The organism is Desulfomicrobium aestuarii, assembly GCF_055385525.1.
The window spans coordinates 460699-486376 of sequence record NZ_AP042427.1 but is presented as its reverse complement, the minus strand read 5'-3'; the positions used below and the strand labels follow the sequence as shown (position 1 = coordinate 486376).

Here is a 25678-nt window from a genome sequence, read left to right as displayed (position 1 = left end):
CGGGGCCGCCTATTCGGTCTTTTCCGCCTTCCCGCCGGCTCCCGCCACCGCTGCCGCCTCCGTCCAACCGCCTCCCACGGCTTTGTACAGGCCGATGCGCGCCTGATGGACCGCGACCCGGGTCTGGGTGTGCGCCAGCTCGGCGTTGAAGAGGCTCCGCTCGGCGTCGAGCACGGTCAGGAAGTCCGTGTACCCTTCGTCGTAGCGAAGCCTTGCGATCTCGTCGTATTGCCGCAGCGAATCGACCTGCCGGCCGAGGGCCTCCAGCTGCAGGCCCGTCTGCCGTTGGTCCGCCAATGCGTCGTTGACTTCGCGGAAGGCGTTCTGCACGGCCTGCATGTAGCCGATGAGGGCCTGCTGCTGCACGGCCTCGGCCGCCCTTACGTTGCCGGACAGCTTGCCGGCGGTGAAGATGGGCATGGTCAGCGGGGCGCTGTAGTTCCAGACCTGGGCCGAACTCAGGAAGAGGTCCGTGAGGTCCTCGCTGGCGAAGCCGAAGAGGCCAGTCAGGGATATGGCCGGGAAGTAGGCGGCCTTGGCCACGCCGATCTGGGCGTTGGCGGCGACGAGGTTCTGTTCGGCCTGCAGCACGTCGGGGCGGCGCTCTAGGAGGTCCGACGGCATGCCGGCCGCAATGGCGGGCGGCGTCAGCTCGTCGATGGCCAGCCCGCGGAGGATGGGGCCCGGGTTGTGCCCCAGCAGGACGGACAGGCCGTTCTCCTGCAGGGCGATGGCCTTCTCGATGGGGGGAATCCGCGAAAGCGCCTCCTCGTACTGGGATTTGTTCTGGGTCAGTTCCAGCAGGGAGATGATGCCTCCGTCATAACGTTCCTGGAAGATCCTGAAGGACTCCTCCCTGCTCTTGACCGTGTCCCTGGCTATCTCGAGCTGGCGGTCCAGGCCGCGCAGGTTGACGTAGGCCGAGGCCACGTCGGAAACCAGCGTCAGGATGACGCCGCGACGCGCCTCCTCCGTGGCCAGCAGCTGCGCCCTGGCCGCCTCGGTGCTGCGGCGGATGCGGCCCCAGAGGTCGATCTCCCAGGCGGCGTTGAGGCTTGTCGAATAGGTCTCGGTCAAGGTCGCGACCCCCGGCCCGGGCTTGTTCTCACCTTCGCGGGTCACCTGTTCGCGCGTGTAGGACGCCCCCGCCCCAACCTGGGGGAACAGGTCGGCCCGGACGATGCCGTAGCGGGCCTCGAACTCCTCGACGCGCTTGGCGGCGATGAGGAGGTCCTTGTTCTCCTTCAGGGCCGTTTCGATGAGACCGTCCAGGACCGGATCGCCGAACTCGCCCCACCAGGCCGTATCGGCCAGGCTGTTGGCTTCGCCGTTCTCCACGCGCCAAGCCGCCGGCATGTCCAAGCCCGGTCGCACGTAGTCGGGTCCGAGGGTGCATCCGGCCCCCATGAGGGCCAGCATGAAGGCGAGCACGAGATTACGCATGGTGCACCTCCGTAGGTCCTTCGGCCGGCGCCGCGGGTTTGTTGCCCCCGATCTTCTCCACCACGTAGTAGAACACGGGGATGAGGAAGACGCCGATGACGGTGGCCGCAAGCATGCCGCCGATGACCGCGCTGCCCATGACCTGGCGCGAGACCGCGCCGGCTCCGGAGGCGATGGCCAGGGGCACGCAGCCGAGGATGAAGGCGAAGGAGGTCATGAGGATGGGCCGCAGGCGCAGCTTCGCCCCTTCGAGGGTGGCTTCCAGCAGCGGCCTGCCCTTCTCGTACTCCATCTTGGCGAACTCGACGATGAGGATGGCGTTCTTGGCCGAGAGGCCGATGAGCATGACCAGGCCGATCTGGGCGTAGACGTTGTTCTCCTGCCCGCGCAGCATGAGAGCCCCGAAGGCCCCGGCCACGGCGATGGGCGTGCCCAGCAGGACCGAGAATGGCAATGACCAGCTCTCGTACTGCGCGGCCAGGATCAGGAAGACGCACAGGAGCGAGAAACCGAAGATGACCATGGGCGAGACGCCCTTCTGGGCCTGCCACTCCTGGAAGGACATGCCCATGTAGTCGAAGCCCATCTCGGGGGGCATGGTTTCGGCGAAGACCTCCTCCAGCGCCTTCATGGCCTGGGCCGAGCTGTAGCCCGGCGCGGCGTTGGCGTTGATCTGGGCGCAGCGGTAGAGGTTGTAGCGCATGGTGAACTCGGGCCCGGAGATGTTCCTGACCGAGGTCAGGGCCGAGAGGGGCACCGTCGCGCCCTCGCTGTTGCGCACGTAGAACTGCCCGACGTTCTCGATGTTCGTCCGGTACTCGCCCTCGGCCTGGACATAGACCTGCCACTGGCGGCCGAACTTGTTGAAGTAGTTGACGAAGCCGCTGCCCATGAAGCTCTGCAGGGTCTTGTAGACATCGTCGATCTTGACCCCCTGCTTGAGGACCTTGTCGCGGTCCACGTCCACGAAGAGCTGCGGGACCGTCGGGCGGAAGGTCGTGGACACGCTGCCCAGCTCCGGGCGCTTCTTCGCCGCCTCGACGAAGATGTTCACGTTGGCGGACAGGAACTCGATGTCCTTGCCCGCCCGGTCCTCGAGCATGAAGGTCGCGCCGCCCGAGGTGCCGATGCCGGGGATGGCCGGGGGCGAAAAGGCGAAGCCGATGGCCCCGCTGATCCCGGCCAGCTTCTGGTTGATGCCGTTCTTGATGGTTTCGTACTGCAGTTCCGGCGTCTTGCGCGCGCCCCATTCCTCGAGGGTGATGAAGAAGAAGGTGCTGTAGGTGTTGGTCACGCCGCTCAGCAGGTTGTAGCCCACGACCGAGGTGCAGAATTTCACGCCGGGCGTGTCCATTATCAGCTTTTCGGCCTGGGCCGTGATGTCGCGGGTGCGCTGCAGCGACGATGCGTCGGGCAGCTGCACCGCGCCGTACATGTAGCCCTGGTCCTCTTCGGGCAGGAATCCCGTGGCCACCCGCCCGCCGAAGAAGCCCGTCAGGACCACGATGCCCACGAGAAGGAGCATGCTGACGACGCTCTTGTGCACGGCCGCCCGGCAGATGCCTACGTAGCCGTCCGTGGCCCGCCCGAACATGCGGTTGAACCAGTCGTAGAACTTCTGCAGCGGTCCCGAGCCCTTCTTCTTGGGCTTCAGGAGCAGGGCGCTCAGCGCCGGGCTCAGGGTCAGGGCGTTGAAGGCCGAGATGATGACCGAGATGGCGATGGTCAGGGCGAACTGCTGGTAGAGCCGCCCGGTGATGCCCGGGATGAAGGCCGTGGGGATGAAGACTGCGGCCAGGATCACGGCGATGGCGATGACCGGCCCCGAGACCTCCTCCATGGCCTTGAAGGTCGCCTCCTTGGGCGAAAGGCCGTGCTCGATGTGGTGCTCCACCGCCTCGACCACGACGATGGCGTCGTCAACGACAAGGCCGATGGCCAGGACAAGGCCGAAGAGGGAGAGGGTGTTGATGGAGAAACCCAGGAGCGGGAAGAGCATGAACGTGCCCACCAGCGACACGGGCACGGCCAAAAGCGGGATGAGCGTCGCCCGCCAGCCCTGCAGGAAGATGAAGACCACGAGGATGACCAGGACGAGGGCCTCGAAAAGGGTGTGCTGGATCTCCTTGATGCCCTCGGTCACGGCCAGGGTGGTGTCCAGGGAGACGACGTAGTCGAGGTCCGCCGGGAAGCGCTCCTTGAGCTTGGCCATGAGGGCCTTGGCGCCGTCGGCCGCCTCGACCGCGTTGGTGCCGGGCATCTGGTAGAGGGCGATGAGCGCGGCGGGCTTGCCTTGCAGGCGGCCTTCCAGGCTGTAGGTCTGGGCGCCGAGCTCGATGCGCGCCACGTCCCTGACGCGGACCACGGACCCGTCCGGGTTGGCGCGCAGGATGATGGCCCCGAACTCCTCCTCGGACTGCAGGCGTCCCTGGGCCCGCACGGTGTAGGTGAACTCCTGCCCCGCGGGAACCGGCTCGGACCCCACCTGCCCGGCGGGGTTGACCGTGTTCTGGGCCTTGATGGCGTTCATGATCTCGGGGATGGTGATATTGAGCTTGGCCAGCTGGTCGGGCTTGACCCACAGCCTCATGGCGTACTGGCCCGCGCCGAAGACGGTGACGCTGGCGATGCCCTTGATGCGGGTCATCTGGTCGTTGATGTTGATGTAGCAGTAGTTGGCCAGGAAGATGTTGTCGTAGGTGCCGTTCGGCGAATAGAGTCCGAACATGATGAGCGGCGAGGAGGTCGATTTCTCGACCTTCACGCCGTACTCGCGCACTTCCGACGGCAGTTTGGCCTCGGCCTGGCCCTTGCGCATCTGGGCCAGGAGCTGGTCCGTGTTGGGGTCGGTCTTGACGTCGAAGTTGACGGTCAGCTTCGTCTCGCCGTTGTTGGCGTTGGTGGAGTACATGTAGTTCATGTTGTCCACGCCCGACATCTCCTGCTCGATGGGCGTGGCCACCGCCTGCTCCAGGGTCAGGGCGTCGGCGCCGGTGTAGGTCGCCGAGACCTTGATCTCGGGCGGAACGATGTCGGGGAACTGCGCCGTGGGCAGCCCGAGCATGGCGACGATGCCGACGATGAGCATCAGGATGGAGATGACCATGGCCACGATGGGCCGGTTGATGAAGAATCTGGCCATGGCGCCTACCCCTTGCCGGCGGGCGCCGGGGCCGCGGGTTCGAAAGGCTTGGGCGTCACGGTCATGCCCGGCCGGACTTTCTGGGTGCCCTCGGCGACCACCGCCTCTCCGGGATTGAGCCCCTTCTCGATGATCCAGCCCGAATCGACCCGCTCGCCGACCATCACCGGGCGGACGTCGACCTTGTTGTCCGCGGCGACCACGGCCACGAGGTATTTGCCCTGCATCTCCGTCACCGCGCGCTGCGGCACGATCAAGGCCCCGGACTTGGTCTGCAGGACGGCCCTGACCTTGCCGTACATGCCGGGCCGCAGGAGGTTGCCCGAGTTGGGGAAGAGAGTGCCTATCTTCAGGGTGCCCGTGGCCGGGTCGACCTGACGGTCCGCCAGGGCCATCCTGCCCTGGTGCGGATAGACGCTGCCGTCGGCCAGCACCAGCTGCAGGGGCGCGTTCGAAGCCTTGTTCTCATCCGTCTTGGCCCGCAGGTACTCCTGCTCGCTGACGTTGATGTAGGCCTTGATGGGGTCCAGGGCGGAAACCGAGGTCAGTTCATCCTGCATGCTGGGGCTGACCAGGTTGCCGAGTTGGGCCTTGGCGATGCCCGCCACGCCGTCCACGGGAGAGGTGATCCTGGTGAAGCCCAGCTCCAGCTGCGCTTTTTCCAGATTGGCCTGGGCCACGGCGATGCCGGCCTTGGCGGACACGACAGCGGCCTTGGTCACCAGGTCGCGCCCGATGGCGTAGTCGAGGTCTTTCTGGGACACGGCGTTCTTGGCCGCCAGCGGCTTTATCCTGGCCAGATCGGCCCGGGCCGTGGCGGCGGAGGCCTCCTGCGCGGCCAACTCGCCCTTGGCCTGTTCCAGGGCGGCCTGGGCCTGCTTGACCTCGGCCTGGAAGGTGCGCGGGTCGATCTCGAAGAGCACCTGCCCTTTCTTGACGATGTCGCCTTCGATGTAGTTCTGCTTGACCAGATAGCCCGTGACCTGCGGGCGGATGACCGCGTTGATGGAGCCGTCCAGGACGCCGATCCACTCGCTGTAGATCGGCACGTCCTGCTGGACGACCTTGACCACCTCCACGACAGGCGGTGGAGGAGCGACGGCCTCGCCGGCCTGTTTGCACCCGCTGCCCAGAATGAGCACCGGCAGAAGCGCCCAGGCGGCTGCCAAGGCTACCAGCGGACGGAAAGCAACACGTTCGTTACGCACTCGCACTTCACAGCCTCTCATGGGCGTCTCCTTTCAGCTTGAACCCGGGTTTCACAGCCGCCCGCCTTGGCGACAGTAAGCTTTGCACTCCATCCGCTTCACGGCTTCCTTCTGTCGCAGGAAGGCCTTTTGCATTCGTATCAAACCATGCGTGGATCATGAACAAGATTGATGAGTGCGAAGCGGCGACATTGCCGCAGACCTTGTCGGACCAAAATAAAAACAAACAGGCCGCCTCGCCCTTTTCAACAAGGAACCTGGAGCGAAACGCTCATGGTGACGCGCAATGACCGCGCGCCACCATACCCAACCAATAGCCCCCGCTATTTGGCCTGCCCCCAGACCACGGCGATGCGCTCCTTCAGCAGGGCCGCCCACTCGTTCATGGCCTCCTCGGTCTGGCCCGTCTTGCTGAACCCGGCGGAATCGTACTTCTTGCCGATCTTGGTTTCCGCGAACATGGCGATGTTCTCGCCCGTCACGGAATCGACGAAACGGATCTCGACCGCGCACTTGCCGACGCCCACGGCCTGTCCGGTGGCGGCCTGCTTGCCGGCCGAAAGGAGTATGCCCACGGGGATGACGGAGGTCAGGGCGTTGGACACTGGACTGCTGGCCTCGACCTCGGTCACGGCCGCTTTGACGCTGATGACGCCCGGCCCGGGCTGGGTGGCCAGCTTCATCGGCTTCCCGTCCGGCACATGGGTCAGCACGTCATGAAAGTATTTGGCCAGGAGTTCCAGTTCCTCCATCTCCAGCCCCGACTCCTTGGCCATGTCCTCGCCGTGCCACAGCACCACCGGCTCGATGTACATGGCCGAGTAGACCGCCGGGTTGAACGCAGGGTTCCGCCAGCCCAGGCCGCCCTTCAGGTCGGGGTTTTTCTGCAGCAAGGCGTAGTCGGCGCCCAAAAAGTGGTCCGCGGGATTGAAGTCCTTGGATACCGTGTCGTTTCCCGTGCTCGCGCACGCGCACAAGGAGAACATCAACGCGATGAGAATGAACTTTTTCATGGGTACTCCTTTTCTTCCTGTGTGACGAAAATATTGACGAAAACTTCCGACGCTCCAGCGCATGGAGCTGCGGCCGTCCGCGACGGACCAGCGTCACCGCGCGGGAGACCGGCCCCTGGCCTCTTCGATGACCTCCATTCCCCCAAGCGCGGTTGCGTCGAAGAACTCCGTCGTCGGAGCCTTGCGCGACCACTCCATGGCCTCCAGCATCCTGGAGAATGTCGTCGACCGCAGATGGGCCTTCAACGCCTCCCAGGACTGCCACCGCTCCGTGAACACGATGGCGCCGTCCTCTCCTGTCTCGAAGGCCACTGAACAGCACAGGCACGAGACGTCCGCCGCCAGCGCGACTCTCATGGACTCCAGCACGTCGATGACTGACGGGGCAGCCCCCGCAACGGGATAAATCTTGAAAATGGCGAGATGCATGCTTCCCTCGCAATACGAGACATTCAGGATTTCTGAAGATTCGACGTCACTGCCTTACAAGATACGCACCACTCGGTCGAACCGGCATTTCTTCAAGACAACGCACTGAACGCAAAGAAGAAATCGTCACTCCGAAAAGTTTGGGCCATCCTTGGGCGACACCGGGCCAACGACATTTCGTCCTATGGTCGATATATCGTCCCTGCATGCGTGTCGCGTGCACATCGGCGCTTCCGGCGGACGGACACATACCGATCGAAACCCCTGTCCGGCACGATGCATGCTGATGTGCAGGAGATCACGAACGAGATTCGCGGCGATACATCCGCCTCCGGCTCACTCGGTATTGCCTTCGGATTTGGCGGCCTTGGCGGCAGCGGCTGCCAGGGCCTGCTCCTCCTCGGCCAGGAGCGTTGCCGCGGCTGCTCCGCCGATGGCCGCCGCGGTGACCGGCTTCCCTGTTTCGGTCTCGCGGGCCACGAGGGCCTGGAGTTCCGGGGGCAGGTAGACCGTCACGTTGCGGTGGGCGAACTCGATGCCGTGCTTGCGGAAGGCTTCCTGGACCCTGCGATAGACCTCCTTCTGCATGAAGAACTGGTGACCGGGGGGAGTCTTGAACTTGACGCGCAGGATCATGGCGGAGTCTTCCATGCCCCGCAGGCCGTTGGACTTGATGTCGCTCAGCAGGCGGGATTTGAAGTTCTCGTCGACCTGCATCTCCTTGTTCATCTTCTTGATGATCTTGCGGATCTTCTCGACGTCGGCGTCGTAGCGGACGCGGAAGTCGAGCTTGCTGATGATGTAGTCGCGACTGAAGTTCTGGAGAATCTTGAGGCTGCCATAGGGGACGTTGTAGATCATGCCCCGCGGGTGGCGCAGCTTCATGGAGCGCAGTGAGATCTGCTCTACCGTGCCCTTGGCCGACCCGGCCTCGACGTAGTCGCCGACGCGGAAGGCGTCGTCGATGAGGAAGAAGACGCCGGAGATGATGTCCTTGACCAGGGTCTGAGCTCCGAAGCCGATGGCCAGGCCGAAGACCCCGGCCCCGGCGATGAGGGGGGCGATGTCCACGCCCATGGACGAGAGGGTCACCAGGGCGCCCAGGACCACGATGACCGTCAGCACGAACTTGCGCAGCAGCACGAGCAGGGTCGCCGTGCGCGAACCCGCGCCGATGCCGCCCTCCTCCATGTCGTCGGGGTCGATGCCCGAGAGGGCGATTTCCTCGTGCAGCTTGCGGTCGATCTGGATGCGGATGATCTCCCAGAAGACGAGGGAGCCCAGCACGACCAGCAGCACCCCCATGACGTTGCGGGCGAACAGCCAGCCCATGGGAATGGACACGCCCCAGATCCGCAGCATCAGGAAGACCGATGCCGCGGCGAGGGTCAGGCGCACGATCCTGCTGACCAGGGGCATGAAATCCCTGACCGTCCTGCCGGCCGGCGGGACGAAGGGCGGAGGCGCTTCGGCGGATTGCCCGGAATCCATGGTTTCGACGGCTTCGGCCGGCGCGGCGACGCTCGTGTCCATGAGCACGACTTCGTGCTGCTCCGAGGCCATGGCCAGGAATTTGCGCACCCAAAGATCGATGCCGATGCAGACGGGGATGAGGAACATGCTCATGACCAGCCGCAACATGGACTCCTCGACCGAAAGGGCGCGCACGCTCCAGAACGTGCCGACGAACAGGGCATAGGCCAGGGCCGGATAGTGCCAGCAGCGAGCCAGTAGGCCCGACGCGCCATGATCTCCGGCGTTCGATGCCGAGCAGGAGCGGGCCACCCGCTCCCTGTTGGCCAGGATCATGGCCGAAAGCACCAGGCTCGAGAACACGCCGGCCGAGGCGTGGAACATCGTGGCCAGGGCCGGAGCGCCGCCGATCTCCTTCAGCACGGAGCTCCAGGCGGCCAGCAGGGCCACGCCCCAGGTGATGGCCATGAGCCAGCGGTACAGGGCCGAGGACACCTCGTCGCCCAGGGGCAGGGGCCGCAGCGCGCCGTAATCCGGTGAAAGCAGCAGCTTCGCCAGGACCTGCAGGATCAGGACGTACGTCAGCACGACGAAGACGATGTTGGCCAGGTTCTGCGCCGGGCTTTCATCCGGCATGACCGCCATCATGAGCGCCGTGAACACGCCGAAATAAACGCCCAGTGACAGGCCGTGGAAAAGCGCCCGCAGCAGGAAAAGGCGCACCCTGACGATGTTGGTCGACCCGTGCGCGCACAGGCTGCGGAGGAAGGCGCCAAATTTGCGGCGCAGCCCCATGAGAGCGGCCAGGGCGCAGAGGATGACGGCCGCGACGGTCGCCAGGGACCGCACGAGGCGTTCCGCTCCCTGCCCTTCTCCCAAGGCTTCCGCGACGCGCCGCGAGGCCCCGATCTCCATGCCGGCCGCCGCGAAGTGACCTCGCAGCGTTGCGGCGAAACCCCGCACCGCGACCTGCGCGTTCACGAGCAGCGAGACCACCGCGTCACTCCGGGGCTGTGCCCCTTCCACGCGTTGTCCTTCCTGCTTGAGCTTTTGCAACAGCAACTCGCGAGCCTGGGCGTCGGTCAGGGCGGCCACGGCCGCGTCAGGATTCCCACTCGCGGAGTCGAGGATGTCCTGGACGGACTTTCCGGAACCCGCGCCCTTCGATCCCGTGGCCGCAAGGGCGCCGTGGACGGCCAGCACGAGGAACAGCGCAAGGGCGGCCACGAGCCGCCAGAAGCGCAGGTATGGCATGGAACCTCCTTCATCCGATGCACGAGACAAGGCCCCGGACACGAAGGGCGCCAAGGCGCCGCCATCGCGTCCCTTCACGAAAAGCGCACGGTCTGCCCGGCCAGCCAAGGTCAGACGGCCGGGGCATCCTGATAATAATCGGGCATCCACATTGGGTCGCTGCCGCATGACGCTGCCCCCGCGTTACCCGGCTTGCCCTGGCAGACGCGCTCGTTGATGACCTCGAAGGCGGTCATGGGGAAATCGTGCATGCACTGGATGTAGCGCGCAGGATTCTCCAGGATGGTCAGCAAATTCTCCCGCATCTCGGCGCAATTCACCGTTTCCCACGGAATGAATTCGAGCATGCCCCGCTGGGCGAAGATCCTGGAACGCATGATCTGCTCCGTGCGGGGCTTGCTGCGGGGGATTATCAGCGCGGGCCTGGCCGCGCAGATGATCTCGCACATTGTGTTGTAGCCGCCCATGGAGACCACGCAGTCGGCGGCCAGAATGATCCGCTCCATCTTGCGGTGGAACTTGACGATTCGGATCTTGAGCTTGCGCGCCCGGGCCGCGAGCTGGTCGAACAGCTCCGCGGACAGCATCGGACCGGTCACGATCATGGATTTGATGTCGAGGCGCGGGCTGTCTTCGAGCATGGACAGGTAGGTGTCGATGACCTTGTAGCCGTCCCCGCCACCGCCCGTAGTCACCAGGACGAACTTCTCGCCGTTGACGAGCCCCATCTGACGCCGGATGGTCGGACGGTTGCGCAGGCGCGGCACGGCCCGGGGTATGTAGCCCGTGAAATGGATCTTGTCCTCGATCCGCTCCGGGATGGCGTATTCGGCCACGGCATCGAAGATCTCCCGGCAGCCGTAGACCCAGATCTCCGAGTAGAGCTGCTCGAAGACCTCGTAGACCTTGCGCTCCTGCCATTCCTGGATGGTGCTCTCCGGGCTGTCCATGATGTCGCGCAGGCCGAGCACGACCTTGGTTTTGGGCGAGTGGTCGCGCAGCCAGAGCAGGGTCGCGGTGATCTCCATCTTGAGCCCCAGCGGCGCCTTGTCGACCAGGAAGAGGTCGGGCTTGAAGGTCTGGGCCGTAGCCAGGATGATATTCTGTCGGATGGCCAGGGCCTGGGACGGGTCGATGGCGATGGAGTGCGGGACGTAGATCTCGTTGGACTGCTTGATCATTCCGGGGATGCGAACGAAGTCGATGCCCTTCGGGAAGTCGAAGCGCCCGACGATGGGCGAGCCCGTCAGTATGAGGATGCGGTGATCCTTGTCGAGCATGTTCTGGGCCAGGGCCATGGTGCGCCGGATATGCCCCAATCCGTAGGTATCATGCGAATACATCAGGATATTCATAATCCCCCGAAAGGGTTCAGCTTTGAAATCGGCCTGGATGTCGAAAGGTCCGGGAGTCCGAGTTTACGCCTATTACGTATCGCATTTATTCTGCGAGTGCGAGAAATCTGAATGTCCGTCGCAAAAAACATGCGCATGTCCCTTGAGCGTAAGCAAGGAACATGCTGATGGCGGCTCGCCGCACAATTGAACACAATTATTCAGAATAAAAAGAGAAAAATGATATACGCGGAGTGTCGGAGAATATGTGCTTGAAGGAAAAGGACTATATATGGATTCAGGGACGAAATACCGTCCCTGACGTCATACCCGTTCAGGGATGATACCCAGCTTGCGCATGCGGGAATAGAGGGTTGAGGGTTTCATCTGCAGCACCTCCGCCGCCCCCTGAGCCCCCTTGATCCTGTTCCGTGTGCTCTTCAGGACGGAGAGAATGTACTGGCGCTGCATATCCTCCAGGGAGCGTCCCTTTTCGATCACGTTGTGGCTGGGTGTCAGACGTTGCAGATTGAGCGTCTCCCCGGCGGTGACGATGAGGGAGTGCTCGATGACGTTGCGCAGCTCGCGAACGTTGCCGGGCCAAGCATAGGCCTGCAGGGTCTCCATGTCGCGGCTGGCGATGCGGCGGATCTTCTTGCCCATGCGCTCGCCGAACTCGCTTACAAACTCCCAGACCAACTGAGGGATGTCCTCGGGACGTTCCCGCAGGGGAGGAATCATAATGGGAAAAATGCTCAGCCGGTAGTAGAGGTCGCGCCGGAACCGGCCGTGTTCGACCTCCTCCTCCAGATTGCGGTTGGTGGCCGCGATGACCCGCACGTCGACCTTGATGGTCTGAGGGCTGCCGAGACGCTCGAACTCCCCGTCCTGCAGCACGCGCAGGAGCTTGGCCTGGGTCTCAAGCGACATCTCGGTGATCTCGTCGAGGAAGAGCGTGGAGCCGTGGGCCAGCTCGAACCGCCCTCGCTGTTTGCTCAAGGCGCCCGTGAAGGCGCCCTTCTCGCGGCCGAACAGCTCGCTCTCGACCAGGGCGCCGGGCAGGGCCGCGCAGTTGACCTTGACCATGGGCCGGCTGCCCCGGTCGCTCAGGCGGTGGATGGTCTGGGCGATGAGCCCCTTGCCCGTGCCGGTCTCACCCTGCAGCAGAACGGTGCTCCCGGTCCGGGCCACCTGGGCGATCTGGGTCATGACCTCGCGCATCCTCGCGCTCGAACCCAGCACCTCCCCCTGCTCCACGATGGCCCCGGCCTCCTTGCGCAAAAATTCGTTCTCCCGCTCCAGCTGCCGCTTGAGTTCCTCGATCTCCCGGACCTTGTCCTGCAGCCTCTGCTCCATCTCCATGCTCTCGGTGATATCCAGGGTCACGCCCACGAGCAGCTTCCGCCGCTCTGGTCCGACCTCGGCCACCCGGCCCCTGGAGACGAGCCAACTCGAACCGGCGCCGGCATCGAGGAGCCGGTACTTGACGGTGACCTCGCCCCCGGTCCTGCGGGCCTCCTCGATCTTCGCGAGCACCAGTGCGTGATATTCAGGTTCGATTCTGGCCATGACCTCCATCATGGTCACGTGTTGGTCCTTCCCGAACCCGAAATGCTCGCGCGCCTTGTGGGTGATCCAGAACACGCCGGTCTCGAGGTCGAGCTCCCACATCCCGCACCCCGCCGACCGCGCAGCCAGCTCCAGCCGGTCCCCGGTGACCTTGAGGGCGAGCTCGGCTTCCCGGCGCTGCAGGGCGCTGACGAAGATCTCCCCGATCAGGCGGATCTGCTCGATGACCTCCTCGGGCCAGGTCCTTTCCGTCTTCAGGGTGTGCACGACCATGACATGGTGAACGCGCCGGCCGATCATCAAGGGTATGCTCAGGATGGACTTGGTGCCGATGGCCTCGTGGGAGCGCCTGTCGACCGCCGCCTCGGGGGGGAAATCCGAGAGGTTCGAGATGGACATGATCCGCTGCTGGATCACCAGCCTCTGATAGACCCAAGGAAAGTGTTCGACCAGGTTGATATCCCGGGAGACCTCCGTGGACCCGTCCGAGTACCATGCGTATTCGACGTGCGCGATGGGGGAGCCGTTGCTGACCGAGATCAGCCCTCCGCGATCGATGTTCAGGGCGGGTAGCACCTCGGCCAGGGCCTGCGTGATGTCCTCGTCCAGGGACTCGATGGTCGATCGGACCATTCGGGCCGAAATTTCGGCGGTCAGCCTGTGAAGGTCGGGCGGAGTGCTCATGAATGACTGCTGGCGATTGGTTGTTCCGTTTGCGCTGCCTCGACTGCGGAGTACAACGTCCATGAATGAAGCCTCGAAGCGAAGTCCGGCCCACCCGAAGCAACCTCGGAGGGGCGCAATTCCTGATGAATTTTCAATGACATGAAATCTTTTCGTGAGCAAGGGACGACGAAAGACAATGGGTTGCGTCTTTCGCTGGACACGGCCGACCTGCACCATGTCGAGGCCGGTAAGACAATGCGGGCGACGGGCATGCCGACACCTGCCATCTGCATGGAGCCGGCGACACCTCGGAATTCGGATCCCCGCACCCCGCTGCCGTAACGCATACAACTCGACGACGCATCCCGCACGTCCTGCTGGAGGGCATGCGGGAGCGCACGGATTGGCGAATACCGACGGATGTCGGCAGGGCCCCTATTGGTTGGCCTTCTGGCCGGCGTTGTAACCGCTTTGATAGGCGGCCTCCTTGGACTTCTGATTCTGGTCGTAGAGGTAGCCGCCCGCGGCTCCAGCGGCCGCGCCGACCGCCGCCCCCATGACCGTGTTTCCGCTCACGGCGCCGATCAGGGCGCCCGCGCTGGCGCCGATGGCGCCGCCGCTCAGGGTCCGCTGCTGGGTGTCCGACATTCCCGAACAGCCGGAAATGCCGAGGACGATGGCCAGTGTGAGGACAAGAATGATACCTTTCATGATCGTCTCCCTGTGCATGAACGCATGCCGTTTGTGGTTTCCCGTCCCGTCCGCCGTCACTTGCAGGGCCAGGTCTCCATCAGGAACCGGAACTCAGTTTCCACGGGCTTCTCCCCCATATACTGGGGATGCGCCTTGGCCCACTCGACGAACATGGCGATGGCCTCGTTGCGGGTCGGGGGATTCTCCGGGAAGCAGACGAGCGTGACCCCTTCCGGACCGGCCGCGGCGGCGGCATAGTACTGGTAGGCTCCGACCAGGTACCCGTGACAGAAGTTCAAGGCCTGGTTGTAGAGGGGGTCTTTGGGGGCCGCAGTGCACAGATCGATAAGGTTCTGTGTCGTCTTGACCTCGAAATCCTTCTCCGTGACCGCCCCGGCCAGGGCCGGAAGCGCCAGGAGCGCAGCCAGGACCAACGTCATCACCTTGCTTTTCATGATTCTTCTCCTTGGTTGGATTTCATGACTCCTCAACGCTTTCTAAGAAAAAACCGTACTCAACATATTTCAATATACATACCATCGCTCACAAACTTTCGTCCACCTCCGCAATGCCTGCTCTGCCTGATGTCGCGAAGATGAACATGGCGCCGAGCGCTGTGCGATTTCAACCAAAGGACGCAATATCGTCCCCGAAGGCTTGTCGACCCGGACGATCCGACACCCCCACGATCTGGAAGGACCCAACGCAACGCACCTCCGGCTGGAGAAAATGGGCCCGATGAAAATGCGCAACGAACGAATGCGGTTGCCCATTTTTACGAAACCGGTGTATGAAACGAACAAGTCGTCCTCGCGTGCCTCCCCTCCCCGTCCGTAACGTTCGAACAGCATGCTTCTTGCTCTGCGGTATCGAAGAACGACTGCAGCGAATTCTTCGACCAGGCCCCGGAAAATCCGAGGGAGCGGTCGCAACCCACCCGCAGGTAGGCCCGCAGGAAGGAGTTTCCGTCATGACATCCGAACAGAGGCGACTTGAAGAGGCTCGGGACGGGAAAGCCCCGTGGAAGCACTGGGGGCCGTACCTGAGCGAACGGCAATGGGGCACGGTGCGCGAGGATTACAGCGAGGGCGGCGACGCCTGGAACTTCTTCACCCATGACCACGCCCGCTCCCGGGCCTACCGCTGGGGCGAGGACGGCATCGCGGGCATCAGCGACGACAAGCAGCGGCTGTGCTTCTCCCTGGCTCTGTGGAACGGGCAGGACCCCATCCTCAAGGAGCGCCTCTTCGGCCTGACCAACAGCGAGGGCAACCACGGCGAGGACGTCAAGGAGTACTACTTCTACCTCGACAGCACGCCGACCCACTCCTACATGAAGTGCCTCTACAAGTACCCGCAGGCGGCCTTCCCCTACGAGGACCTGGTCCGCACCAACGCGCGCCGGACACGGGAGGAGATGGAGTACGAGTTGCTCGACACCGGCGTCTTCGACGGGGACCGCTACTTCGACGTCTTCGTGGAGTACGCCAAGGCCGGGCCCGAGGACATCCTGATCCGCGTCACGGCCGAGAACCGGGGCCCGGAGGCGGCGTACCTGCACCTCCTGCCGACGCTGTGGTTCCGCAACGACTGGGCGTCCTGGATCAGCGAGGCCAACAGGGCTCCCGAGGCGCCGGAACTCAGGCAGGCTGCGAAGGGGAAAGGGAGCGCCATCTCGGCGGCGCACAGGCTGCTGGGCGAGTTCACCTTATTTTGCGAAGGCGACGCACCCCTGCTCTTCACCGACAACGTGACCAACAACGACCGCCTCTTCCCCGGCCGCCCCAATTCATCCCCGTACGCCAAGGACGGCATCAACGACTGCGTGGTCTACGGCCGGCAGGCCGCCGTAAACCCGGAAATGCGGGGCACCAAGGCCGCCGCGCACTACCGGCTCGATATCGTGGGCGGCGGGTCCGCAACGATCCGCCTGCGCCTGTCCAAACAGGACAGCCTCCCGCGCCAGCCCTTTGGCAAGGAATTCGACGACATGTTCGCCGCCAGGATGCGGGAAGCGGACGAATTCTATGCAGCCCTGACGCCGCCGTCGGTGGGCGCCGACGCAGCCCTCATCATGCGCCAGGCCCTGGCCGGCATGCTGTGGAGCAAGCAGTTCTACTTCTTCGACGGTGACAGCTGGCTTGAGGAGCACAACTCCCACCCCCTGCATTCGGGGTACCGCAGCGCCCGGAACTCCGAATGGTTCCACATGGTCAACGAGGACGTCATCTCCATGCCCGACAAGTGGGAGTACCCCTGGTACGCGGCCTGGGACCTGGCCTTCCACACCCTGCCCCTGGCCATGGCGGACCCGGATTTCGCCAAGGACCAGCTGCAGCTCATGCTGCGCGGCGTCTATCTGCACCCCAGCGGCCAGATGCCCGCCTACGAGTGGAACTTCAGCGACGTGAACCCCCCGGTCCACGCCTGGGCCACGCTCTTTCTGTACCGCACCGAGCTGGCCATGCGCGGAGAGGCGGACATGGAGTACCTCAAGACGACCTTCAACAAGCTCGTCCTCAACTTCACCTGGTGGGTCAACCGCAAGGACCGCTTCGGCAAGAACCTGTTCGAGGGCGGCTTTCTGGGCCTCGACAACATCGGCGTCTTCGACCGCAGCGCTCCCCTGCCCACGGGTGGCTACCTGGAACAGGCCGACGGCACGGCGTGGATGGCGCTCTTCACCCAGAACATGAGCGAACTGGCCATCGAACTCGCCGCCTTCGATTCCGATTACGAGGACATGGTGCTCAAATTCGCCGAACATTTCTTTTTCATCGCCGCGGCCATGAACCGGCCCGGCGGTGAAGGGATGTGGGACGAGGAGGACGGGTTCTATTACGATCTGCTCAGGCTGCCCGACGGCAGCTCACAGCGGCTCAAGGTGCGCTCCATGGTCGGGCTGCTCCCCATGGCCGCGACCACGGTCATCGAAAAGTCGCAGCGGGAGAGCATCCCCGGAGCCATGTCCCAGATCATGCGGCGGCTGAAGCGGATGCCGGAACTCCTCGACTCCATCCACAAGACGGGCCCCGGCCATCTGGGCGTGGCCGAGCGGGGGATCCTGGCCCTGGTCAGCGAGGAGCGCCTGCGGCGCATCCTCTCGAAGATGCTCGACGAGAACGAGTTTCTGAGCCCCTACGGCATCCGCTCCCTGTCGAAATTCCATCAGGCGAACCCGTTCATCTTTCACGTCCACGGACAGGAGCACCGGGTCGACTACCTGCCCGCCGAGTCGGACACGGGCATGTTCGGCGGCAACTCCAACTGGCGCGGCCCGGTCTGGATACCCGTCAACATCATCCTCATCCGGGCGCTGCTGAACTATTACCTGTACTACGGCGACAACTTCAGGATCGAATGCCCGACGGGCTCGGGCAAACTCATGAACCTCTACGAAGTGGGCAAGGAGATCGCCGACCGCCTGGCCCGGATATTCACCAGGGGCGAAGACGGCCGCCGGCCCGTCTACGGCGGCACGGAGAAGTTCCAGACCGACCCGCACTGGCGGGACCACATCCTCTTCTACGAGTACTTCCACGGCGACAACGGCGCCGGCCTCGGCGCCAGCCACCAGACCGGCTGGACCGGCCTCGTGGCCAAGACCATCCAGCTCTTCGGACAGCTGGACCTGGAACGGACCCTCAGGGAAGGCAAGCAGGCGGCGTTCCGGCAAGACGCCAATGCGCGGAAAAGGAGCCGGAAATGAAACATCTGGAGAACAACCCCCTCATCTACGAGATCAACACCCGGGTCTGGCTGGACGAACTCTCCCGCGCGGCCGGCAAACCCCTGAGCCTGGCCACGGTCCCCGACGAGGTCTGGGACGGCATCGCGGGCCTGGGCTTCGACGCCGTCTGGCTCATGGGCGTCTGGGAACGCAGCCCGGCGGGCATCAGGATCTCCATGCAGAGCGCCGGGCTCCTGGAGGACTTCCGCCGCGCCCTGCCCGACTTCGCTGCCGCCGACAACGTCGGCTCGCCCTACTGCATCCGCCGCTACGTCGCGGACGCGCACCTCGGCGGCCCGCAGGGGCTGGCCGCGGCCCGCGCCGCCCTGGCCGAGCGCGGCATGGGCCTGATCCTGGACTTCGTGCCCAACCACGTGGCCCCGGACCACCCGTGGACGCTGGAGCACCCGGAGTACTTCATCCAGGGCAGCGCCCAAGATCTCGAAGGCGATCCGTCGTCCTTCATCGGGATCGGCGGTCGCGTCTTCGCCTGCGGCCGCGACCCGTACTTCCCGGCCTGGCCCGACGTGCTCCAATTGAACGCCTTCGACCCCGGCCTGCGCCGAGCCGCCGTGGACACCCTGACGGACATCGCCGGCCAGTGCGACGGCGTGCGCTGCGACATGGCCATGCTCCTGCTGAACGACGTGTTCGAAAGGACCTGGGGGGAACGGGCAGGCAGAAGGCCGGAGGCAGACTACTGGCGGGAGGTCATCCCGGCCGTCCGGCGGGCCGCTCCGGGCTTCGTCTTCATGGCCGAGGCCTACTGGGACCTGGAGTGGGAGCTGCAGCAGCAGGGCTTCGACTTCTGCTACGACAAGCGCCTCTACGACCGCCTCGAACACGACGCCCCGACGGCCATCCGCTCGCACCTCACGGCCGGACCCGACTATCAGCAACGTCTTGTCCGCTTCATCGAAAACCACGACGAGCCGCGTGCCGCCTCGGTCTTCGGCCGGGGCGCGGACCGGGCCGCCGCGGTCGTGGCCCTGACCCTGCCCGGCGCGGCCCTGGTCCACGAGGGCCAGCTCGACGGCCGCCGTGTGCGCCTGCCCGTGTTCCTGGCCCGCCGCCCGGACGAGGAGCCCGACGGGGAGCTCTTGGCCTTCTACCGCGACCTGCTGAACCGCCTGCGCGACAATGGCTGCAGAAGCGGCCGATGGCGCCTCCTGGAATGCCTCGGCTGGCCCGACAACACGACCTGCGACAACCTCCTGGCCTGGGTCTGGGAAACGGACGCGGCCCGGTGCCTGGTGGTCGTGAACTTCTCCCCCGCGCCCGCCCAGGGTCTGGTCGCAGGTTTCGGGGATGACGTCGCAGATGCGACATGGCGTCTGGAGGATCTGGACGGGACCGCATACCTCCGCGACGGCGGCGAGATACGCGACCGGGGCCTGTATGTCGATCTGCCCGGATGGGGCTATCACGTCCTGGATTGGCGTCGCGACGGCGCATGATCCCGGGACCTGCCTTCCGGAAGCGTTCGGCAACTATGACCTGGCCGAAATCATCCCCTGGTGCGCCCTCACCCGCATTGACGTGGAGACGGGACCGGCTTGGAGAACCGGACACGACTGACGACCCCGCTTCGGCGGGGTTTTTTCGTGTCTCGTTCGCGGACGAAAAAGGCTGCCCGCAATCACCATTGCGGACAGCCGGGATACAGCTCTTTGATTCTTGAGATTCGTAATCGGATTGCGCAGCATGCACCCGTCGGCTGCGCTACCCGAACGGACTGGTGAAGCCGCAGCCGTCCGCGGCTTGGCGGGCGTCAGGGGAACAGCGGGGACCGGGCGCGCCGGCCAGCGGCAGCTCCCCCGGTCAATCCGTGATCTCCAGCGCGAAAGGCAGCTCCAGGGCCTTGCCGGCGCCCTGGAACAGTGCCCAGGCCTTGTAGAGGCCGGGGCGGGGGAAGGCGGCTTCGAATGCGGCGGAGGTGGCGTTTTCGGCCTGGGCCGGGCGGGCGTGGAAATATTCCTTTCCATCCGCGCTCAGGATGACCAGATCGCCCGAGGCCATGTCCACGTCCGTCAGCGGGGAGCCGTCGGGCTGGATCAGGCCGAGGTCTATGCGATGGCCGGTCGGCGTTTTTTCCACGGTGATGTCCGCTCCCAGGGTCTCGCTCGCCACCCTGCCCGGCACGTGCACCTCAAGGGGCAGCGGCGCCGGAGCGGCGCCCGCAATCTGCAGTTCGGCCATGGCGGTGACGGCCCGACCGCCCAGCGGCGTGAGACCAAGGTAGACGAAATAGGTCCCCGGCACGGGGAAGGTCAGGTTCATGGTGAACACGCCCCCCGCGCCCATGGACGGACGCATGAGCGTGAACACGTCGAGCCCCAGGCGGACGATGGCCAGTTCCGGGGCGACTGCCGGGTCCAGATCCGTGACCGTGGCCCCGTTCGGGTCGGCCAGAGTCAGATCCAGGCGGACCGCCGCGTTGGCCTCGCCCGGGACCGGGTCGCTGGCGACATGCAGTTGGTACTCGCCGTAAACGATCCCGCGCGCGCCGTGCACGGGATCGGCATATCCCGTCGCGGCCGCCGAGAACCCGGAAAAGCACAAAAGAAGCGTGGCAACGAAGAGGGTGCGTACGAACATGGGAGGCCTCCTTTCGCGGGAAAATCACATATCCGCGGGATTTCGTCCAGCCTCGGACGCGCAATCAGAAGAGAATCCGGGACAGGACCGCTTCATCGGACGCGACGCGAAGGGCCGATCATCGCCCCGACGCCGCAAACGAAAAAACCCGCTCGGAAGCGGGTTGTGGTCGGCTGGTGGAGGGGGGAGGATTCGAACCTCCGAAGTCGTTCGACGACAGATTTACAGTCTGTTCCCTTTGGCCACTCGGGAACCCCTCCAGGCAGAGGGGCTTGATAGGTGAACGGGGCTGGACGGTCAAGATTTTTTTTCGCGCTCTCCCGTTTCAACATCCCGGCTCTGCTGAAGAATGTTCTCCCGCAGGGTCAGAAACTCCTCCCGGTGCCCGAGAAGCAGGTCCACCAGGACCGGGTCGAGCTGCCGGCCGCGCTGCTCCCGGAGATGGGCCAGGGCGTCCTCCGCGCTCCAGGGCTTCTTGTAGACGCGCTCGCTCAAGAGCGAGTCCAGCACGTCCACCACCCGCGCGATGCGGCTGAAAACGTGGATGTCTTCGCCCTTCAGGCCCGCCGGGTACCCGCTGCCGTCCCAGGACTCCTGGTGCTCCAGGGCGATGCGCGCAGCGGCCTGCATGATGCGGTTCCCGGAACGGTTCAGGATGTCGAAGCCCAGGCGCGGGTGCTCCTCGACGATGCGGCGCTCGGCCTCGTCCAGGGGACCGGCCTTGAGGAGCACGCGGTCGGGGATGGCGACCTTGCCCACGTCGTGCATGGGCATGGCCAGGCGCAGCAGTTCGCAGTCGTCCTCGTCGAGGCCGGCCTTGCACGCCAGCAGATGGGCCATCTCGGCCACCCGGTGCACGTGCAGGCCCTCGATCAGGGCACGGTTCTCGACCACCTCACCCAGGGTGAAGATGACCTCGCGGTGGGTTTCGGTCATCTCCCGGTTGAGCAGAAGGTTCTCGAAGGCCACGGCGGCGTTGGCCGCGAAGATATGCACGAGGCGCTGCTCCAGCTCCGAGAGGCCGCGCTTGATCCGCAGGAAAAGGACATGCCGAGACCCGCTGTCCATGCCGAAGCAGCCCGCATAGCACTCGTGGTCGAAAAGGCAGTCGTCGGCTCCGACCGCCCTGCGGACCAGTTCCAGTTCCTGCCTGTCCAGGGCCTCGCTGGCCAGCCGGGACTTCATGTCCGAAAAATCGCCGGTGCCCGCGATGATGACGAAGTCGTCCTCCCTGTCCCGGGCCGCGAAGCCCGAACCCGCGCCCAGGTACATGGAGCTCTCCTCCAGGCGCAGGAGCGAGGTCATCTGGGTCAGGACCCCGCGGGCGAAGCGCTCCAGGCAGCTCGAGCGAAAAAGGTCCGCCGAGGCGGTGATGATGTCCTCCAGGCCCTGGCGGCTGCGGTCGATGGCCTGCAGGTCCCGGAAGGAGCGGATGCCCGTGGTCACGGCGGTGAAGAGCTTCTGGGCCGTGAGCTCGGACTTGTTCTTGTAGTCGTTGATGTCGTAGTCGATGATGACCTGCCGCTCCGGCGCCTGGCCAGGCTGGCCCGTGCGCAGGATGATGCGCACCAGCCGGTTGCCCAGCGCCTCGCGCACGTGGCGGGCCAGATCGAGGCCGGCGTGCGGCGTCTCCATGACGACATCGAGCAGCATGACCGCCACGTCGGGGTTCGCGTCCATGACCTTTCGCCCCTCCTCGGCGCTGTACGCGCTCAGGAAGACAAGGGGCGCCCCCTCGAACTCGTAGCCGCCCAGGACCATGCGCGTGATGCTGTGCACCTCCTCCTCGTCGTCGACGATGAGGAGCTTCCAGGCCTCCCCCCCACGCGCGGGAGCGACGACGAGGTCCTCTTCCGCGAACACCAGATCGTCGCGCAGGTCGTGTCCGGTCATGAACCCTCCATGTCCCGTCGGCCGCCCTAATCCGGGTAGGTGGCGCGGATGGCCATCATATCGTCGATGTTTGCCAGGAAGATGTCCACAAGACGCGGGTCGAACTGCCTCCCCCGCTGCTCCCGCAGGTAGGCCAGGACCTCGTCCAGGGGCCAGGCCTTCTTGTAGACGCGGTCGCAGGCCAGGGCGTCGAAGACGTCGGCCAGGGCCGTGATGCGACCGAAAATGTGCGTCTCGTCCTCCGCCAGGCCATGCGGGTAGCCAGTTCCGTCCCAGCGCTCGTGATGCTGCAGGGCGATGGTCGCGGCCGTGCGCATGATCCGGCGCGGCGAGTTCTTAAGGATGGAATGGCCGATGACCGTGTGGGTCTTGATGATGTTGAACTCCTCTTCCGTCAGCTTGCCCGGCTTGAAGAGGATGGAGTCGGGGATGCCGATCTTGCCCACGTCGTGCATGGGCGAGGCCATGCGCAGGAGCTGGGCCTTGTCCTCGGACAGCCCGGACTTGACGGCCAGGAGGTAGGAATACTCGGCCACGCGCTTGACGTGCTGGGCCGTCTCCTTGGAACGCGTCTCCACCACCTCGCCCAGGGTCAGCACGACCTCGCGCTGGGTGGCCACGATCTCCTCGGTCAGGAACAGGTTGTTCAGGGCCACGGCGATGTTGCCGCCCAGAATGTGCAACAGACCCTGCTCCATCTCGTTCAGGGGGCGGCCGAAGGAGGCGTAGAGGACATAGTCCTGGTCCGTGTGGCTGTTGTAGAAGCCGGCCGCGAATTCCCTCTCCAGGACATGCAGGCGCCGGCCCGCGGGCGCTGCGTTGCAGAGTTCGAGCATGCGCCGCGCAGGTTCCGAAAAGCCGTCGCCCGGGTCGAACAGCCCCCGGGACTCGAAGATTTCGACGCGGCCGTCGCGTGCCGTCCCGGCCAGGCCGAATTCGCTGCACGACAGGCCGGCGCAGCGGCCCGTGCGCAGGATGTGCTCCAGCGCGAGCACGAAGAAGTCCTGCACCGACTTGGCCGCGAACAGCTCCGCCGACGCGGCGATGACGCTCTGCAGCCCGATCCTGCCCTGATCGATGGTCCGCAGGTCGTTGAAGGAGCGGATGGCCGCCGTGATGGCCGTGAACAGTCGCTGTTCGCTCAGCTCCGCCTTGTGCTTGTAGTCGTTGATGTCATACTCGGTGATGACCTTGCGCTCGGGCGCCTGGCCGGGCTGGCCCGTGCGCAGGATGATGCGCACGAAGGAGTTGGCCGCCTCCCGGCGGACATACCGCGCGAACTCCAGGCCCGCGTTCTCGGTCTCCATGACCACGTCGAGGAGAATGACCGCCGTGTCCGGGTGCTCGTCCAGGAGCATCTTGGCCTCCAGGCCGGAGTAGGCGTGCAGATACTGCACGGGCGTGTTCTGGTAGCGGTAGTCGCCCAGGGTCAGTTCGGTCACCTTGTGGACGAAATCGTCGTCGTCCACGATCATGACCTTCCACGCGCCGTTGCCTTCCGCCGATGGCGGCGGCGTCTCCTCCGCGAAGCGGACTTCACCCATCATGTCGTCGTTTCTCATGATCAGGACCCCGTCGGTTCAGTCGGGAAATTCGTTGCGCAGGGCGGTGAAGGAACCCAGGTCGCCCAGCATGATGTCGACCATGCCGGGGTCGAACATGCCGCCCCGCTCGTCGGCGATGTAGTCCCGCACGCGCGGCAGGGGCCAGGCCTCCTTGTACACGCGGCGGGAAAGCAGGGAGTCGAAGACGTCCACCAGGCAGGCGATGCGGCCGTAGGGGTGGATCTCCTCCCCGCGCAGCCCCCGTGGGTACCCCTGCCCGTTCCACCGCTCGTGGTGCTCGTGGGCGATGACGGCCGCGGCCTGCATGATGGGCCGCGGCGACCCCTTGAGAATCTGGAAGCCGATGCGGGTGTGCGTCTTCATGACCTCGAACTCCTCGGCCGAAAGGGGCCCGGGCTTGAGCAGGATGGAGTCCGGGATGCCGATCTTGCCCACGTCGTGCATGGGCGAGGCCAGGCGCAGGAGTTCGGCGTCCTGGGCGGCGAAGCCGAGGCGTTCGGCCATGAGGCGGCAGCATTCCGAAACCCTGCGCACGTGGCTCGCCGTCTCCTTGGACCTGGACTCCACGCACTCGCCCAGGGCGAAGATGATCTCCTTCTGGCTGCTGGCCAGTTCCAGGCCGAGCTGCATATTGTCCATGGCCACGGCCACGTTGCGGGAAAAGACCTCGACCAGCCGATGCTCGAAGGGGCTAAGCATGTGGTTCAGACGGAAGTAGAGCAGGTTCTCCCCGCCGCGCCGGGAACGGAAATACTGCACGAAATGGTCGCGGGTGAACTGGCTCGACTTCTCCCGCACGGCCTTTCGCAGGGCGCCCAGCACGTCCGGGGACAGGCTGCAGGACAGGTCCGTCCCGCAGTGGCTGAACTCCCCGGTGCCGGCCAGCACGGAGATGTCCCCGTCCTGCACCGTGGCGGCGAAGCCGGAGGGCGAATGCAGGAACAGGCAGTCCTCGTTCACGCGCAGGAGCGAGCTCATCTGGTCCAGCACGCCGCGGGCGAAGAACTCCATGTCGCCGCGCTGGAAGAGCCCCTTGGTGGAAGAGATGATGAGCTCCAGTCCCTGGCGGGTCTTTTCGATGACGCGCAGGTCGTTGTAGGAGCGGATGGCCGTGGTCACGGTGGAGAAGAGCTTCTGGGCCGTGAGCTCGGTTTTGTGCTTGTAGTCGTTGATGTCGTAGCGGGTGATGACGTCGCGCTCCGGGGCCTGGCCCGGCTGTCCCGTACGCAGGATGATGCGCGCCAGCCGGTTGCCGAGCTCGCCCCGGACGAACTCCACCAGTTCGAGGCCCGCCTGCCCCGTCTCCATGACCACGTCCAGGAGGATGACGGCGATGTCGGGCTCGGCGCGCAGGATTTCGGCGGCCTCGCGGCCGGAATAGGCGCTCAGGAAGTACAGCCCACGACCCGAGAAGGTCATGCCCTCCAGCACCATCCTGGTGATGACGTGCACCTCCTCCTCGTCGTCGACGATGAGGAGCTTCCATCCGGGCAGAACCCTGGAACCGGCGGCGTCGGATTCCGCGGCAAACAGCAGTTCGTCGGAGTACGCGCCCGGGGAGGAGTGGGAGATGTCGTTCATCGGTTCACCGCGTTGCAGGTCTCATCCGCCATGGGCAGGCGGATTCAGTGTGACCCTCATGCCACGCGGACCGACATTTATCAAAAC

17 protein-coding genes and 1 tRNA gene are annotated in these 25678 nt (G+C 64.9%); 3 read left to right on the top strand and 15 right to left on the bottom strand.

Features of this window, described 5'->3' with window-relative positions; translation table 11 throughout:
* Positions 1 to 9: 9 nt before the first annotated feature.
* From ACZ5AC_RS02180 to ACZ5AC_RS02170, 3 genes are read right to left on the bottom strand one after another with little or no spacing between them, the layout of a single operon-like run.
* Entirely contained in the window at positions 10 to 1443 is a 1434-nt protein-coding gene (locus ACZ5AC_RS02180; protein WP_464249329.1) for an efflux transporter outer membrane subunit, read from the bottom strand.
* The gene (locus ACZ5AC_RS02175; RefSeq protein ID WP_464249328.1) at positions 1436 to 4585 is read right to left on the bottom strand and encodes an efflux RND transporter permease subunit; all 3150 of its coding nucleotides are present in this window, start codon (positions 4583 to 4585) and stop codon (positions 1436 to 1438) included. The genes ACZ5AC_RS02180 and ACZ5AC_RS02175 overlap by 8 nt, the downstream gene beginning before the upstream one ends.
* A 5-nt stretch (positions 4586 to 4590) precedes the next feature.
* A complete protein-coding gene (locus tag ACZ5AC_RS02170; protein WP_464249327.1) occupies positions 4591 to 5814 on the bottom strand; it encodes an efflux RND transporter periplasmic adaptor subunit in 1224 nt (407 codons plus the stop codon).
* Between the two features lie 137 nt (positions 5815 to 5951).
* Between ACZ5AC_RS02170 and ACZ5AC_RS02165 the strand changes: the two genes are divergently transcribed.
* Complete coding sequence (locus ACZ5AC_RS02165; protein WP_464249326.1) at positions 5952 to 6083, top strand: hypothetical protein; 132 nt, start codon at positions 5952 to 5954, stop codon at positions 6081 to 6083.
* Positions 6084 to 6116: 33 nt separating this feature from the next.
* Here ACZ5AC_RS02165 and ACZ5AC_RS02160 read toward each other — a convergent pair whose 3' ends face one another.
* The 7 genes from ACZ5AC_RS02160 to ACZ5AC_RS02130 all read right to left on the bottom strand — a co-directional run bounded on the left by ACZ5AC_RS02160 (position 6117) and on the right by ACZ5AC_RS02130 (position 14679).
* On the bottom strand, positions 6117 to 6806 hold the full coding sequence (locus ACZ5AC_RS02160) for a DUF3313 domain-containing protein (protein ID WP_464249325.1): 690 nt from the start codon (positions 6804 to 6806) through the stop codon (positions 6117 to 6119).
* 93 nt (positions 6807 to 6899) lie between these two features.
* Positions 6900 to 7235: a putative quinol monooxygenase gene (locus tag ACZ5AC_RS02155; RefSeq protein WP_464249324.1), complete on the bottom strand. Its 336-nt coding sequence runs from the start codon at positions 7233 to 7235 to the stop codon at positions 6900 to 6902.
* 336 nt (positions 7236 to 7571) lie between these two features.
* A complete protein-coding gene (locus tag ACZ5AC_RS02150; protein WP_464249323.1) occupies positions 7572 to 9962 on the bottom strand; it encodes a mechanosensitive ion channel domain-containing protein in 2391 nt (796 codons plus the stop codon).
* 110 nt (positions 9963 to 10072) lie between these two features.
* Complete coding sequence (locus ACZ5AC_RS02145) at positions 10073 to 11305, bottom strand: glycosyltransferase family protein (protein ID WP_464249322.1); 1233 nt, start codon at positions 11303 to 11305, stop codon at positions 10073 to 10075.
* A 315-nt stretch (positions 11306 to 11620) separates the two neighbouring features.
* Positions 11621 to 13549 carry a sigma 54-interacting transcriptional regulator gene (locus ACZ5AC_RS02140; RefSeq protein WP_464249321.1) on the bottom strand — a complete coding sequence of 643 codons (1929 nt, stop codon included), beginning with the start codon at positions 13547 to 13549 and terminating at the stop codon, positions 11621 to 11623.
* 417 nt (positions 13550 to 13966) lie between these two features.
* On the bottom strand, positions 13967 to 14242 hold the full coding sequence (locus tag ACZ5AC_RS02135) for a YMGG-like glycine zipper-containing protein (protein ID WP_464249320.1): 276 nt from the start codon (positions 14240 to 14242) through the stop codon (positions 13967 to 13969).
* Between the two features lie 56 nt (positions 14243 to 14298).
* Positions 14299 to 14679 carry a Rap1a/Tai family immunity protein gene (locus ACZ5AC_RS02130; RefSeq protein WP_464249319.1) on the bottom strand — a complete coding sequence of 127 codons (381 nt, stop codon included), beginning with the start codon at positions 14677 to 14679 and terminating at the stop codon, positions 14299 to 14301.
* Between the two features lie 515 nt (positions 14680 to 15194).
* Here ACZ5AC_RS02130 and ACZ5AC_RS02125 point away from each other — a divergent pair.
* Both ACZ5AC_RS02125 and ACZ5AC_RS02120 read left to right on the top strand, forming a co-directional pair.
* The gene (locus ACZ5AC_RS02125; protein WP_464249318.1) at positions 15195 to 17933 is read left to right on the top strand and encodes an MGH1-like glycoside hydrolase domain-containing protein; all 2739 of its coding nucleotides are present in this window, start codon (positions 15195 to 15197) and stop codon (positions 17931 to 17933) included.
* Entirely contained in the window at positions 17930 to 19411 is a 1482-nt protein-coding gene (locus ACZ5AC_RS02120; RefSeq protein WP_464249317.1) for a hypothetical protein, read from the top strand. The genes ACZ5AC_RS02125 and ACZ5AC_RS02120 overlap by 4 nt, the downstream gene beginning before the upstream one ends.
* 364 nt (positions 19412 to 19775) lie before the next feature.
* Here ACZ5AC_RS02120 and ACZ5AC_RS02115 read toward each other — a convergent pair whose 3' ends face one another.
* The 5 genes from ACZ5AC_RS02115 to ACZ5AC_RS02095 all read right to left on the bottom strand — a co-directional run bounded on the left by ACZ5AC_RS02115 (position 19776) and on the right by ACZ5AC_RS02095 (position 25591).
* Positions 19776 to 20552, bottom strand: a complete 777-nt coding sequence (locus ACZ5AC_RS02115; protein ID WP_464249316.1) for a hypothetical protein — start codon at positions 20550 to 20552, stop codon at positions 19776 to 19778.
* 174 nt (positions 20553 to 20726) lie between these two features.
* Positions 20727 to 20812: transfer RNA gene (locus ACZ5AC_RS02110), tRNA-Tyr, on the bottom strand.
* Positions 20813 to 20849: 37 nt separating this feature from the next.
* On the bottom strand, positions 20850 to 22445 hold the full coding sequence (locus ACZ5AC_RS02105; protein WP_464249315.1) for a DUF3369 domain-containing protein: 1596 nt from the start codon (positions 22443 to 22445) through the stop codon (positions 20850 to 20852).
* A 26-nt stretch (positions 22446 to 22471) separates the two neighbouring features.
* Positions 22472 to 24007 carry an HD domain-containing phosphohydrolase gene (locus tag ACZ5AC_RS02100; protein WP_464249314.1) on the bottom strand — a complete coding sequence of 512 codons (1536 nt, stop codon included), beginning with the start codon at positions 24005 to 24007 and terminating at the stop codon, positions 22472 to 22474.
* 18 nt (positions 24008 to 24025) lie between these two features.
* The gene (locus ACZ5AC_RS02095; protein ID WP_464249313.1) at positions 24026 to 25591 is read right to left on the bottom strand and encodes a DUF3369 domain-containing protein; all 1566 of its coding nucleotides are present in this window, start codon (positions 25589 to 25591) and stop codon (positions 24026 to 24028) included.
* Positions 25592 to 25678: the final 87 nt, after the last annotated feature.